The following is a 14,206-nucleotide window of genomic DNA, read 5'->3' as shown; positions in this document are numbered from 1 at the left end:
GGTGTCGGATATAACGGATTACCTTCTTTGTGTGCCCATTCCACGATCTGATCGATATCTTCATCTTTGATCATATCCGGATAAACCGGGATATCCATCTTTTCTTTCATATCTTCGATCCAACGGATAAATGCTTCCGCTTTTGATTTATTTGTGTTATCTTCTGCCTCAATACCGCATATATCGCAAAGGTCTGCCAGTTTATCGTAAACCGCCGGTCCGAAAGCACGCATCACATGCGGAAGCAGAATCGACATGGCAAGTCCGTGGGGTGTATTGTAAAGACCTCCAAGGGTATGTCCGATCGCATGAACATAACCCACACATCCTCTTGTAAAAGCACGGCCTGCATAAAATGCGGCTTTCTGCATATTCTGCCGTCCTTTAAGATTCGTTCCATCCTGATAAATTGAATAGAGATTATCATAAACAAGCTTGACCGCTTTTTTACACATATCCTTTTCGAGTTTTGTGTTATAAGTGTTATTCGTATAAGCTTCAACCGCATGACAGAGTGCATCCATACCGGTGATGGCTGTCACCTTCGGCGGAAGACCGACTGTAAGTTCCGGATCAAGTACCGCATACTTCGGCATCAGGCAAATATCATTGATCGTCGCCTTATGATGTGTCTCTGACTCTGTAATAACAGCTGCAACCGTCGTCTCCGAACCTGTTCCCGCAGTTGTAGGGACAGCAAAAATGATCGGAAGCGGTCTTAAAACCTTAAACAGTCCCTGAAGCTGTTTCACTGTCTTTTTCGGCCGTGCCACACGGGCGCCGATCGCTTTGGCACAGTCCATAGGTGAACCGCCCCCGAAAGCGATCATGCAGTCACAATGATTCTGCTTATATATGGCAAAACCTTCTTCCACATTATCATCTGTCGGGTTTTGAGCAACTCCGTCATATATAACGTAATTTAGCTGTGCCTTGTTCATAGCTTCCAAAAGACCGTCAAGAAGATGCAGCTCCGTCAGCATATGATCCGTCACAATAAGGACATTGCTGAATTTTTTACGTTTGATCGCCGCCGGAAGTTTTTTCACTGCGCCCGGTCCTTTAAGGATCTTTGGCACACGCCATGGAAGAAAATACATTCCAACCTTCATTACAGACTGAAAACTACGGCAAAATAGGGTTTCAAGACGCATTTTATTTTTCATATTGAACACTGCCTCCTTGTCTCTGCACATCTTAATGGCTTCAATCGGACATACCCGTGCACATATTCCGCATCCGATACATTTATCTGTATCTGCACAGGCTATTGTGTGGATATCCCCATGAAATTTCGGTTCTTCTATTTGAATACAATTCATCGGACAATTTTCAACGCAGGCAGAACATCCCGCGCACGTATCCGGATTGATCCATGGTTTCTCTTTAATTTTCATTTTCAGCCACCTCCTGCCGGTGATAATAGGACGACCTCATCACCGTCTTTTAATTTACAATAACGTCCTGCCGGTCTGTCATTAACGATAACCACCAGATTCTTTGCTTCTTTCCGTTCAATTCCCGGGATGCAGTTTAAAAGCTCATTAACCGATCCTGCCTCTGTCTCAAAGCTGCTGACACCGGATTTTAAACGCATCACTCCAAAAATTTTGACTCTGACCATGGTCTTCACCCGCTTATCTTTAATTTTTTAAGCAGCTTTTTCGTCGGAAGTCCGTCTGAATCCCAGCCCCGGGCATGATAATAAACTTTTTTCAGCTTTTCTAACGGCACTTTGGATGTTGGGTCCTTTGGATCCTGAACAATCTGAACGAGCCGTTTCGGAAGGGCATCTTTATTCGCATTGACACCAAAGCGACGATTCACCTCGCGCTCAAGATTGTATCCCCGCTCACCGCAGCGCATATAATGTCCGAAAGTCATACGCATGCCTGTCACATACTCAAATCCCTTCGTATGATGAAAAACAGGCAGATGCAATGCCGCGATCTCCGGATATTTATTCAGTATCCGGACAACACCGCCGCAGTAAGGCAGCACTTTATTGACAAGCTTTGTATACCAGCTGTTCGGATGCCGCATTAACGGCGACGGGAAGAAGGCATAGCTTGTGAACAGACACTGTCCTGACGCAGAGATCATTTCCATAAGATCCTGGAACATCATCGTCATATCCGCCTTTCCGTGATAGGTTGTCTGGTCCATTGAAAGCCCAAGCCCCTCAAGAATAACCATATAGCCGCCGTTCAGATGGCAGCCGCCCCGGTTGCTGACAGCGTATCCAAGGCCAAGACCAACCGCTTTTCGCGGTTCATAGGCAGCCAGTTCCATTCCTTTGGCATGAATGGCAAATTCCTTGCCGCCATATTTTTCAGAAAGCCGTTTGCTTCCGAGAGCAAGTTCTGCCCCGATACCTCTTTTATAGGCAATATCTTCAAAAATTTTCGAAATACCTTCTGTCTCCGAAAACTTCAGCCCGTTATCCCACAGACCCTTTTCATTAGCTTCCATCGCATAAGAAAGGGTATTTGCTGCGGAAATTGTATCCAGTCCAAGTTCATCCAGCTCATAATTCCATTTTAAAACAGACTCCAGATCATTATTCAAAATGCCGCCGCCAAGCAAAACCAACGTTTCAAGTTCGGGACCCTTAACCTGTTTGCCGTCGACCTCAACCGTCCGGGCACACCGGATCGGACAGGTAAGGCAGCCCTTATTAACAATATTAAATTCTTCAGCCAGACGTTCTCCGCTCACCTTCTCAAAATCCTCATACTGACCCCGACTGTAATTTTTTGTCGAAAGAATATGTTTCATCTGCATGGAACTGACAAGGCCGGCCGTTCCCAGTTTCGGCAGCTGTTCCCCTGTCAGCGGATGCTTTCTCAGATATCGGAACCATTTCTGCGTATGACGGACCATTTTTTCTTTGTCATGTACCGGAATCTCCTTATTTCCTGAAGCACACACTGCCTTAAGATTCATCCAGCCCATAACGGCGCCGGTTCCTCCGCGCCCGAAAACCCGCTCGTTGGACACGATACAGGAATAGAGCACCTGATTCTCGCCGGCCGGACCGATACATATCTTTCCGTTTTTGCGGACACGCCCGTTTTTCAGGCGAAGTTTATCATCCAATGCTTCCTGAACTTCCATTGTTTTCATGCCCCACAGATCCGATGCATCATGAAACTGAATATTTTCATTCTGGATCTCGATCCATATCGGTTTCTCTGATCTTCCCTGAAGAATAAGCGCATCCAGTCCGGATTTTTTAAGATAATATCCAAAATTACCGCCGCAGTTGGAGGATGTGATGTATCCTGTCTGGGGAGACAGTGTGGAAATATTAAACCGGCTGGCACTCGGTGCGCCGCTGCCTGTCAGCGGACCTGTTGTAATGACCAGCATGTTTTCCTCAGAAAATGCCTCCTCTGTCCCCTTAAAATGATCGCCCAGTATTTTCGCCGCCATCGTCTTACCCCCGATAAACAGCTCCCTCTCTTCATCCGAAAATGGATACTCGCTCACTTCGCGGGACGACAGATTGATTTTTAATACTTTCCCCATGTAACCACCATATTTTGTCGCCATTATTTCACCCCTTTGTCATTATAAATAGAATATATCGCCTGTTTCTTCCCAGCTGTAGCCTCCCAGTGCCTCCAGACGCTCTTTAAACCCGTCACTTTTTAAAACCCTAAGAAATTCCTGCACAAAGGGCAATTCGATCCAGGACGCATACGTCACAAAATCATATTCCTCAAAGGCAATGTCCACAAAATCCAGATCCAGTGCCCTGGCACTTGAATAAATTCCCATGCCTGTGTCCGCATTCCCTTTCTGCACAGCAACCGCCACACTCATATGGGTCGTCTCCTCATGTTCATACCCCTGAATATCCTCGGGTAAAATTCCTGCCTGTTTAAGCAGATAATCAAAAAGGACTCTCGTCCCTGCTCCTCTCTGCCGGTTCACATACCGCACATCCGGCCCGATATCCGAAACCGAATGGATCTTCATCGGATTTCCTTTTTTTACGATCAATCCCTGACGACGGCGCACGCCTTTTATAATTGCCATCTTTTCACCCGGAAACATCTCACGGACGATTGCCTCATTATAGCTTCCGTCTGCTTCATTGAGCAAATGGGACGGAGCCAGATGGGCTTCTTTCTTTTTAAGAGCAATCAGTCCGGAAAGTGATCCCACATGGGTGGAAGACAGACGAACATCTTTCTGTTCTCCCTTCATCATATCATTAATAACGTCCAGAATCAAATCATGACTGCCGATAAGGACTAACGTTTTTTCGACACTTTCCATATCTATCAGAAGCTTTACATTTACACATTCATGTGCCATGATTCCCTCTCTGTTCTGAGGAATCACAAGAAAACCGTCTGCCCGGACAAGAGACATAGAGGCTCCCGCTCCCCGCTCAAGCGGCGATGCAATCAATTCTCCGTCCACTTTCCCAAGCTTTACCCGGACATATTCTTCATATTTCAGGCTGGACATAAGGGTTTTAGACAATTTTGCCTGAACCGTCCTGTAATCTCTGCCCCCTTTTTGCAAATACAGATTCATGACCGGAACGACAAACTCCGTAAATGTCAGATAAGAGGAAACCGGATAGCCGGGAAGACCGATCACCGGCTTATCTTTAATCCTGCTTAAAATGACCGGTTTTCCCGGTTTGACAGCCACACCATGGGTCAATACCTCCCCCAGTTCTCTGAGAACATGGACTGTATAATCATCCCTGCCCGCAGATGACCCCGCATTAATAAGCACTATATCACATTCATCGAGAGCTTTTAAAACAGCCTTCCGAATTTTTTCCGGATCATCCCGGACGATCGGATATCGACGTCCGATACCTCCGTTTTCTGCGACAAGATTCTCAAACATCCAGGAATTGGTCTCAATAATTTTTCCATCTTCCGGTTCCTCTGTATATTCAATCATCTCATCCCCTGTCGGAATAATCCCCACAACCGGTTTTTTTATGACCTGAATCTCCCGGATACCCGATGCCAGCAGCACACCGATATCAATAGCACGTATGGTGTGATGAGACGGAAGCACCATCTCTTTAGCCACCACATCCTCACCAACAGAACGCACATGGGCAAAAGGATGTGTCGGTGCGATGATTCTATATCCATTTTCTGTTTCAATAAGATCTTCCGCCATGATGACCGCATCATAAGGCGGCAGAATCCTGTCCCCCGTATCCACATCCACATAGTCCGTCTCATAGACAAGTTCGACCGGATGATACTCCGACGCCTCTTTTGTATGGGAACTGATAACACCGATGCCGTCCATGGCACACGAATTATAGGAGGGACTGGAATAACGGGCAAAAACCGCCTCGGCTGTTGTCCTCCCCAAACTCTTTATCACCGGAATCCGCTCTTTATCCGGATGGATATCCGACATTGCTTTTAAAAATCCGGAAAGTGCTTCCTCTTTATTCTGTATATTCAAATATAAATTTCGTTTCATACAAATACCTCTGTCAAAACCCTCTCGCCTTTTTTTAGTCCTTCTTTATTTCTCGGGATCATCACATACCCGTCTGCCTTTCCCAGAGCAGAAATACTTCCGGATTTGGCATAGATTGGTATTGCCGTATAATCATTTTCTCCCCGAAGAAGACGGACGAGAAGGCAGGTTTCTCTCCCCTGATTACTCGATACATTCTCTCCCATAACTGCAAAATGAGGCAGCGGCGGTCGGATTCCCGCTTTAGAAAAGTACCAGTCCCCGATAATCAAACGGAACATCATCACGGCCGCCATCGGATGGCCCGGCAGTCCTGCGATCACCGTATTTTTAGCCCGGTCATAAGCCAGAATGGTCGGTTTTCCCGGTTTGATCGAAATACCGTGGGTAAAAACATTTCCGGTGACTGCTTCCAAAACCTTTTTCGTATAATCTTTGCTTCCCTTAGAGCTTCCGCCGGACATAAGGATTACATCACTCTCATCAACCACATCCCGGAGTGTCTTTTCTATGTCTTCTTCACAATCTTTCTGCCGTATCTGGTGCAGGATCTCCATACCAAAAGACCTTGCCTGTGCACCAAGGGCATAAGAATTAATATCCCGGATTTTTGAACCGGAAAGCGGTTCATCCATATCTGCCAGCTCATCTCCTGTAGAAATGACGGTCACCTTCAACGGCTCAAACACTTCAACTTCTCTGATTCCCAGAGCGGCAAATTTTCCAATCACCTCCGGACTGATCTTTTCCCCTCTGGAAATAAGACACTCGCCCATACCTACATCTTCGCCGATCTGGATAATATTTTCTCCCTCGCTGACCGGTCTGTATCCGGCCATCTTTCCCGGCGCATAGTTTTGCGTATATTCGATCATAAGGACGGCATTCGCTCCTTCAGGCACCATTGAACCGGTCTGAAGAAAAACCGCCTCCCCTGTACGGACCTTCTGCACTGCCGGCTCTTCAATATTCACTTTTCCCGTTACCTCATAAAAGGCTGGCATCGATTCGCCGGCTCCATAACTGTCTCTGGCTATGACCGCATACCCGTCGACGATTGAACGGCGAAACGAAGGAATATTCTCTTCCGCAAAAATATCCCGCGCACATATGCAGCCGAGGGCATCCCGACTTTCCACTTTTTTTGTTCTTAAAATAAAATTTTCTGTTTCCCGTCTCAGTTTTTCTCTGGCCTCTGCCAATGTATCTGTATGAAGTAATTCCATTAGATCAACAATTCCCCCTCAATAAATTTTTTTGTCTCCGGTCTTTCAGGTGAATGAAAAAAACGATTGGCCGGACAACTTTCGACTACTTTTCCCTTATTTAACAGCACAACATGATCTGCCAGCCGTTTGGCCTGTACAAGGTTATGGGTAATGATACACATCGTCGTTCCCTTTTCCCGATTCAATTTTAAAAGCAGCTTTTCGATTTCATTTGTCGTATAAGGATCAATGCTTGCACTCGGCTCATCCAAAAGTAAAAGCTCCGGTTCAAAGGACAAGGCTCTGGCAAGGGCCGCCTTCTGTGTTTCTCCGAGAGAAAGCTGGTGGGATTTTTTATTCAAAAGCGGTGTAAGAGACAGCTCCTTTGATAAAAAATCCAAACGTTCTTTCATGATACCTTTATCCATTTTTCTCAGCTTCATCGGATATAAAATATTTTCCGCCACGGTGGTTGATATAAGATAAGGCTCCTGAAATACAAGGGTCACCGCTTTATGGGGGATTTTTTCATCCCCATCGTATAAAATCTCCCCCGAATCCTTTTCCAGAAGATCTCCCATAATATTTAAAAGGGTTGACTTTCCCGCACCGTTCGGACCGACAATGGCTGTGATTTTATGATCCGGTACAGAAAGTCGGTCGATGTCCAGAACCACATGGCCATAATAGGATTTTTTTAAATGGTTTATCTCTACCTTCATAAAATTAACAGCTCTTTTCCTTTTGAAAATTATAAAGAATCGTGTTCATAATAAAGGACAGTATGAGAAGGATAATTCCCACGGCTACAGCCCTCTCAAACTGCCCCATTCCCTTTAACTGGGATATGTAGGTGGTCATTACCCTCGTCTTTCCTTCAATATTGCCGCCGACGATCATAACGGCTCCGACCTCCGATATGCCTCTCGAAAAACCGGAGACAAGTGCCGTGATAATACTGTATCTGAGCTCGTAAATAAATAATTTTAATGTCTGAAAAGTATCCGCTCCCAAAGTCTTTGCAAGGGCTTTGATCCGGCGTTCCTTATCCCTGGCACCATTTACCGTCAATCCGATAATAATCGGTAAAATAAGCAGTGTCTGTGCAATGATCATGACTGTAACAGTATAATTCAGTTTCAGACTGCCCAGCGGACCTCTGCGCATAAACACAATATAGACAACAAGACCGCAGAGAACCGGAGGCATCCCCATCAGCGTATAGATGATACGCATCAGAAAATCCTTCATGAAAAAGGAATGCTTTGCTATAAAAATACCAAGGGGTACCCCCAATGTCCCTGCCATAAACAGTGAGATCAGAGATACCCTCAAAGACAGGAATACAACATCAAACACTTCTTTGTCCAAAGTAAAAATCAGACGAAAAGCTTCTCGTATACCTTCAATAATGATATTCATAGGTCCAATTTAAATGCTATTGTGCATTTGGTGTAAAGAGAGGCGCACCATAAGTCTCTGTGCCGTACTCACCGATGAGTTTCTGTGTCTCTTCGGAGAGAATCCAGTTCTGAAATTCCTTTGCACCCTCATGATTAATATTTTCATTTTTCTCAGGATTGACACAGATGACACCGTACTGATTATATAAAATACCGCTCTCATCTTTTTCACATAAAATTGTCAGATCCTCATCCAGTCCCAGGTTCAGCCATGTCGCCCGGTCAGAAAGTGTATAGGCCAGTTTTTCATTGGCCATCTCAAGCACGGCACCCATGCCTGTTCCCGCCTGAATATACCAGTCCCCCGACGGCTCGATGGCACATTTTTCCCAGATTGCAAGCTCCTTTTTGTGGGTCCCTGATTCATCACTTCTGGAAATAAAAGGTGACTGTTTTTCACTGATGGCTTTGAAGGCCCCAACCGCATCATTGGCCCATTCGGCACCGACTCCCGCAGGGTCATCCTTCGGTCCGACAAGGATAAAGTCATTGTACATGACATCCTTTCTGCCGTCTTCATCCGCATGTCCTTCTTCAACAAATGCCTTCTCAGCCGCCGGAGAATGGACGAGAAGTACATCTGCTTCACCGTTTTCGCCCATCTTCATGGCTTCTCCAGAGCCTACGGAAATGACACTGACACTATAACCTGTCGCTTCCTCAAATACGGGCAGTATCGCATCCAGAAGACCGCTGTCCTTCGTACTCGTCGTTGTCGCCAGAATAAGTTCCCCGGCATCTTTCGCTTCTGTTGAAACCCTTGTTTCCGAGGGTACCTTTGCTTCCTGTGGTTTTGAGCAGGCGCAGAGCATGAGCATGCACACTGCCAGACCGATTCCCACTCTTTTCATTGTGTTTCCTCCCCTTTTCATTACATTTTTTCAAAGGCAATATGGTTCTGCTTAAAGTACTGGCATACCGTATCATCCCAGCACTGCTCCAATACCTTATCTTTCATAAAAATTTTATAGGAAATCCCGGATGTGCAGACAAGTTTTTGATGTTCATAGGTAATATTCATAAAAAGTCCGCCAATATCCTCTTCCCGCACAGAAGGTCTGTATTTTTTCAGGAACCATTGTGTATTCTCATCGGATAGTTGAAACACCATCCTGAAACTTACCGGAAGTTTTTTCCCCCTGATCATCTGAAATGCAAAAGGTTTCACTTCCGACCACAGACAGAATTTCCGTCCTTCCATTGTCTCCCATTCTTTAGAATCGAAATAAGGGCGGTTTAAATAACCGCCCAAATGGAATTCTGTAAAAGTCTGAATCTCACCGTCACGCAGATAAAATTTATCAAACATGTTTCCGGTAAGCATTCCCGCCATGAAATTTTTAATATCCACAACGGATAAACCGATCATCCCTAATCACTCCATAATTAAACATTAATCTCGGCTGTCATGCCAAGAACTTCTTTATTCTCCTCAAGAATCGGCCGGATAACTTCATCCAGGAATTCTGTTACCTGCTCCGGTGCACGACCGACAAAGTTCCGAGGATTCATAATCGCCTGAAGTTCTTCCATCGTTGTTCCGAAAGCAGGATCGGCAGCAATACGTTCCAGAAGATCATTCGGCTTTCCTTCCACTTTAACCATACGTCCTGCTTCCATCGAATGGGTACGGATACGTTCATGAAGCTCCTGACGGTCACCGCCCCGTTTAACCGCATCCATCATAATATTCTCTGTTGCCATAAACGGAAGTTCACTCATCAGACGCTGTTCGATAACCTTCGGATAAACAACAAGGCCGTCAACAACGTTCATATACAGATCAAGAATACCGTCGATAGCAAGGAAAGCTTCCGGCACGCTGAGACGTTTGTTTGCAGAATCATCCAGTGTTCTTTCAAACCACTGGGTCGCAGCAGTGATCGCCGGATTGAGCACATCGATCATCACATATCTTGAAAGAGAAGCAATACGCTCGCTGCGCATCGGATTACGCTTGTAAGCCATCGCAGAGGAGCCGATCTGGCTCTTTTCAAAAGGTTCCTCGATTTCCTTCAGATGCTGAAGCAAACGGATATCGTTAGAGAATTTATGGGCACTCTGAGCAATACCGGAGAGAACATTCAGCACACGTGTATCCAGTTTTCTTGAATATGTCTGACCGGATACAGGGAAACATGCATCAAATCCCATCTTACGGGCAATGCGGCGATCCGCCTCTTTGCATTTTTCATGATCTCCGTCAAACAGCTCGAGAAAACTTGCCTGTGTTCCTGTTGTACCCTTTGAACCGAGAAGTTTTAACTGGGAAATAATATAATCCACATCAGATAAGTCCATCACAAGTTCATTCAGCCAGAGACTGGCACGTTTTCCGACAGTTGTCGGCTGAGCCGGCTGAAAATGTGTGAAAGCCAGTGTCGGCAGTTCTTTGTAAGTGTCCGCAAACTTCGCAAGTTCACTGATAACATTAAGCAATTTTTTACGAACAAGATATAATGCTTCACGCATAATGATCACATCCGTATTATCCCCTACATAACAGGAAGTTGCCCCGAGATGAATAATACCCTTTGCCGTCGGACACTGCTGTCCGTATGCGTACACATGGGACATGACATCGTGACGAACTTCTTTTTCTCTTGCTTTTGCCACTTCATAATTGATGTCATCTTTTGCAGCTTTAAGCTCTGCGATCTGCTCATCTGTAATCGGCAGTCCCAATTCCTGCTCTGTCTCTGCAAGTGCAATCCACAATTTTCTCCATGTTCTGAATTTCATGTCCGGAGAAAAAATATACTGCATCTCTTTACTTGCATATCTTTCTGATAACGGACTCTGATATCTGTCGTTCATTATTTACCCTCCTATATATCAATACTTAAAATTCCATATCTCCGCGGATATCTCTCGTCGGCGGTTCTATCGGATAATTACCGTTAAAGCATGCCTCACAATAGTCAAGGCCTTCCACCATCTCACCCATGCGGTCCAGATCCAGATAACCTAAGGAATCTGCCCCCATAAGCTCACCGATCTCTTCGATCGTATGATGATTGGCAATAAGCTGATCCCGGTTCGGTATGTCTGTACCGAAATAACACGGATACTTAAACGGCGGTGAACTGATCCGCACGTGAACCTCCGTTGCACCGGCGTTCTTAAGCATCTGAACAATATTCCCGCTTGTCGTTCCCCGGACAATCGAATCATCGATCATGACGATCCTTTTACCCTTTACCGCATCTTTGAGAACATTCAGTTTAATCTTAACACTTTGCTCACGCATACTTTGTTTCGGTTTAATAAATGTTCTTCCTACATAATTATTCTTTACAAATGCACGGCCATAAGGAATTCCCGATTCCAGAGCATAACCCATAGCCGCATCATTTCCCGATTCAGGTACGCCGACAACAAGATCGGCTTCTACCGGATGGGTCTGAGCTAAAATCCTTCCGGCCATAATACGGGAATTAAATACACTCACACCGTCAATGACACTGTCCGGACGGGCAAAATAAATATATTCAAATACGCATCGGCTGCATTTCTTTGTCAGATGACAATACCGTCGATCCGATGTCAATCCTTCTTCATTGATGACAATGATCTCTCCCGGCTCTACATCCCTGATAAATTCCGCACCCACCGTATCAAGCGCACATGTCTCTGAAGCGACAACCCATGTATCTTCTCTTTTTCCAATACATAATGGCTTAAATCCGTGAGGATCTCTTGCTGCAATAAGCTTTCTCGGGCTCATCACAAGAAGTGAATAGGCTCCCTTGATATAAGGCATGGCCCGTGCGACAGCCTCCTCTACAGAACCGCAATGAACACGTTCCTTTGCCACCAGATAGGCAATGACTTCTGAATCGATGGTCGTCTGAAAAATAGCGCCCTGCTGTTCCAGTTCTTCTCTTAAATCTACTGCATTTACCAGGTTACCGTTATGTGCTATAGCTAATTGTCCTTTAACATACTTTGTTACGAGTGGCTGTGCATTGGCCCGGACACTGCTGCCAGCCGTTGAATAACGAACATGACCGATAGCAATATCTCCATGAACCTTATCCAGATTCTCCGGTGTAAAAACCTCATTGACCAACCCCATATCCTTATAGTATCGGATATCTCTGTTCTCACTTACCGCAATACCACAGCTCTCCTGACCCCGATGCTGCAGTGCAAATAAACCGTAGTATACCCATGAAGCAATATCTTCACCCCTGACATTATAAGCCCCAAATACACCACATTCCTCGTGAAGTTCTTCTTTAATCTGATCATTCTCTCTCTGATTTATCATATTTTGTCCCTGTCTTTCAAGATGTCTTCTGTATTTATTAGTGTCATTTATAAGTGTTTATTACAGATTTTGCTATAGAACATAATACACGCCCTTATTTTATCGCAAACATATCGTGAAATCAATATGTTGTATACAAAAAATATTCATATGATTTAGTTATAAAGATAATGCCACATCCAAAATCATCATGATCAGAAATCCGGCCATGCTCCCAATTGTACCCTTCCTGGAAGCACCGCCATCGTTTGCCTCAGGTATAAGTTCTTCCACAACGACATAGATCATGGCCCCTGCGGCAAAAGAAAGGAGCCAGGGCATCGCCGGGCGGATCCATTCGGACACAAGCACAACCGCCATTCCTGCCGCCGGTTCTACAGCCGCAGAAAAGACACCGGCACCAAAGGATCGGAATGCACTCACACCCTCCTGACGAAGCGGTAAAGACACTGCCGCACCTTCAGGAAAATTCTGGACACCGATACCTAAAGCTAAAGAAAATGCTGCCGCGTATAACTCGGGGCTGTTCATATTCTGGGCAGCCAAAGCAAAGGCCAGACCAACCGCCATTCCTTCCGGAATATTATGAAGCGTCACTGCAAATACAAGAAGTCCGGATGGGTTTTTTGATCTCCGGTATCTGTCAAACAAACTGTCCACCGCCATCAAAAATAATCCCCCGGCTAAAAACCCTGCTGCCGCAGGTATCCATGGAAGTCCTCCGGCCAGTTTTGCCTGTTCGATTGCCGGAATGATCAGAGACCATACCGATGCTGCAATCATAATCCCGGAGGCAAAACCGAGAAATATTTTCTGAAATCCTTCATTGACCTTCTTTCGAAACAAAAACACGGTCGCCGCTCCCGACACGGTCATTAAAAAAGCAAATCCCGTCCCAAGAGCTGCCCAAATCAAAGACTGGGTCATCATCTCCCACCTTTTTCATATATGTCTGCTTATACACATATATATGATACGAATGTTCAAAGGTTCTAAAAAATGAATAAAGTGTGCTTCGCACACGATCGCGTTTAAAATTCAACCACATGCGAAGCACACTTTGCCGCGCCGAGCGATACCGCCAAGCGGTAAATACCTCTTAAGCGAGTGCGCATCCCTAGTGGAACGTTTTTATTGTATAGGAAAGTTTTTCGAACTTTCCTATACAATAAAAAAATTCCCCTTTTCAGATGACACAAAGCCATCCGTCGGGGGAATTCATGTTATTGATTATTTATTTCATTATTTTCACGGTAACCGCATGCGACATCTGCACATACCAGTTTCTGTCCTTTAATAAGAAGGGCATTGCCGCACTTCGGACAGATCTTTCCGGAAGGTCTCTGCCATGTCATAAAATCACATTCCGGATTATTCTCGCATCCGTAATACTTACGGCCCTTCTGAGTTTTGCGGATCACAATATCCTTGCCGCACTTCGGACACTGAACACCGATCTTTTCAAAATAAGTCTTTGTATTTTTACACTCAGGGAATCCCGGACAGGCCAGGAACTTTCCATGAGGACCATACTTAATGACCATATTTCTTCCGCACTGTTCACAGACGACATCAGAAACTTCATCTTCAATCTTGACCTCTTCCAGTTCCTTCTCCGCAATCTGCACAGCTTCCTCCAGATCCGGATAGAAATTTCGGATAACTGTCTTGTAATTCACACAGCCTTCCTCAACCTTGTCAAGGAGGAATTCCATATTAGCCGTAAAAGAAACATCAACAATACTTGGAAAAGCATCTTTCATAATCTGATTGACGACCTCACCCAA

General features: G+C 45.2%; 13 protein-coding genes. All 13 read right to left on the bottom strand.

Translation table 11 applies throughout. The annotated features are described in order from the left end of the window. A partial coding sequence (locus QZZ35_RS05605) for an iron-containing alcohol dehydrogenase (protein WP_291236512.1) occupies nt 1-1,397 on the bottom strand: 1,397 nt, incomplete at its 3' end. Nucleotides 1,398-1,399: 2 nt separating this feature from the next. Further along, nucleotides 1,400-1,624 carry a MoaD/ThiS family protein gene (locus tag QZZ35_RS05600; protein ID WP_291236511.1) on the bottom strand — a complete coding sequence of 75 codons (225 nt, stop codon included), beginning with the start codon at nt 1,622-1,624 and terminating at the stop codon, nt 1,400-1,402. 5 nt (nt 1,625-1,629) lie between these two features. After that, nucleotides 1,630-3,555 carry an aldehyde ferredoxin oxidoreductase family protein gene (locus QZZ35_RS05595; RefSeq protein ID WP_291236510.1) on the bottom strand — a complete coding sequence of 642 codons (1,926 nt, stop codon included), beginning with the start codon at nt 3,553-3,555 and terminating at the stop codon, nt 1,630-1,632. A gap of 18 nt (nt 3,556-3,573) precedes the next feature. Then, nucleotides 3,574-5,475, bottom strand: a complete 1,902-nt coding sequence (locus tag QZZ35_RS05590) for a molybdopterin biosynthesis protein (RefSeq protein ID WP_291236509.1) — start codon at nt 5,473-5,475, stop codon at nt 3,574-3,576. Further along, complete coding sequence (locus tag QZZ35_RS05585; protein WP_291236508.1) at nt 5,472-6,701, bottom strand: molybdopterin molybdotransferase MoeA; 1,230 nt, start codon at nt 6,699-6,701, stop codon at nt 5,472-5,474. Before QZZ35_RS05585 ends, QZZ35_RS05590 begins: the two co-directional genes overlap by 4 nt. Beyond that, complete coding sequence (locus QZZ35_RS05580; protein ID WP_291236507.1) at nt 6,701-7,405, bottom strand: ATP-binding cassette domain-containing protein; 705 nt, start codon at nt 7,403-7,405, stop codon at nt 6,701-6,703. Before QZZ35_RS05580 ends, QZZ35_RS05585 begins: the two co-directional genes overlap by 1 nt. Before the next feature lie 4 nt (nt 7,406-7,409). Beyond that, nucleotides 7,410-8,105 carry an ABC transporter permease gene (locus QZZ35_RS05575; protein WP_291236506.1) on the bottom strand — a complete coding sequence of 232 codons (696 nt, stop codon included), beginning with the start codon at nt 8,103-8,105 and terminating at the stop codon, nt 7,410-7,412. 16 nt (nt 8,106-8,121) lie between these two features. Further along, nucleotides 8,122-8,997, bottom strand: a complete 876-nt coding sequence (locus QZZ35_RS05570; protein ID WP_291236505.1) for a substrate-binding domain-containing protein — start codon at nt 8,995-8,997, stop codon at nt 8,122-8,124. A 20-nt stretch (nt 8,998-9,017) separates the two neighbouring features. After that, on the bottom strand, nt 9,018-9,515 hold the full coding sequence (locus QZZ35_RS05565; protein ID WP_291236504.1) for a DUF5721 family protein: 498 nt from the start codon (nt 9,513-9,515) through the stop codon (nt 9,018-9,020). 17 nt (nt 9,516-9,532) lie between these two features. Further along, nucleotides 9,533-10,963, bottom strand: a complete 1,431-nt coding sequence (gene purB, locus QZZ35_RS05560; RefSeq protein WP_291234856.1) for an adenylosuccinate lyase — start codon at nt 10,961-10,963, stop codon at nt 9,533-9,535. Between the two features lie 25 nt (nt 10,964-10,988). Beyond that, nucleotides 10,989-12,419, bottom strand: a complete 1,431-nt coding sequence (gene purF / locus QZZ35_RS05555; RefSeq protein ID WP_291236503.1) for an amidophosphoribosyltransferase — start codon at nt 12,417-12,419, stop codon at nt 10,989-10,991. Nucleotides 12,420-12,578: 159 nt separating this feature from the next. Beyond that, complete coding sequence (locus QZZ35_RS05550) at nt 12,579-13,346, bottom strand: ZIP family metal transporter (protein WP_291236502.1); 768 nt, start codon at nt 13,344-13,346, stop codon at nt 12,579-12,581. Nucleotides 13,347-13,642: 296 nt separating this feature from the next. Further along, the coding region (locus QZZ35_RS05545; protein WP_291236501.1) for a DNA topoisomerase family protein at nt 13,643-14,206 on the bottom strand (564 nt) is incomplete at its 5' end.

This window comes from Frisingicoccus sp., from assembly GCA_016298055.1.
In the GTDB taxonomy this organism is placed as follows: Bacteria; Bacillota; Clostridia; order Lachnospirales; family Lachnospiraceae; genus Frisingicoccus.
The sequence above is the reverse complement of the archived record's forward strand: the minus strand, read 5'-3'. Positions and strand labels throughout refer to the sequence as shown.

Excerpts from the sequence above, each read along its gene's own strand:
- QZZ35_RS05600 (WP_291236511.1), bottom strand. The coding sequence starts at position 1,624 with ATGGTCAGAGTCAAAATTTTTGGAGTGATGCGTTTAAAATCCGGTGTC.
- QZZ35_RS05595 (WP_291236510.1), bottom strand. The coding sequence starts at position 3,555 with ATGGCGACAAAATATGGTGGTTACATGGGGAAAGTATTAAAAATCAAT.
- QZZ35_RS05590 (WP_291236509.1), bottom strand. The coding sequence starts at position 5,475 with ATGAAACGAAATTTATATTTGAATATACAGAATAAAGAGGAAGCACTT.
- QZZ35_RS05585 (WP_291236508.1), bottom strand. The coding sequence starts at position 6,701 with ATGGAATTACTTCATACAGATACATTGGCAGAGGCCAGAGAAAAACTG.
- QZZ35_RS05580 (WP_291236507.1), bottom strand. The coding sequence starts at position 7,405 with ATGAAGGTAGAGATAAACCATTTAAAAAAATCCTATTATGGCCATGTG.
- QZZ35_RS05575 (WP_291236506.1), bottom strand. The coding sequence starts at position 8,105 with ATGAATATCATTATTGAAGGTATACGAGAAGCTTTTCGTCTGATTTTT.
- QZZ35_RS05570 (WP_291236505.1), bottom strand. The coding sequence starts at position 8,997 with ATGAAAAGAGTGGGAATCGGTCTGGCAGTGTGCATGCTCATGCTCTGC.
- QZZ35_RS05565 (WP_291236504.1), bottom strand. The coding sequence starts at position 9,515 with ATGATCGGTTTATCCGTTGTGGATATTAAAAATTTCATGGCGGGAATG.
- purB (WP_291234856.1), bottom strand. The coding sequence starts at position 10,963 with ATGAACGACAGATATCAGAGTCCGTTATCAGAAAGATATGCAAGTAAA.
- purF (WP_291236503.1), bottom strand. The coding sequence starts at position 12,419 with ATGATAAATCAGAGAGAGAATGATCAGATTAAAGAAGAACTTCACGAG.
- QZZ35_RS05550 (WP_291236502.1), bottom strand. The coding sequence starts at position 13,346 with ATGACCCAGTCTTTGATTTGGGCAGCTCTTGGGACGGGATTTGCTTTT.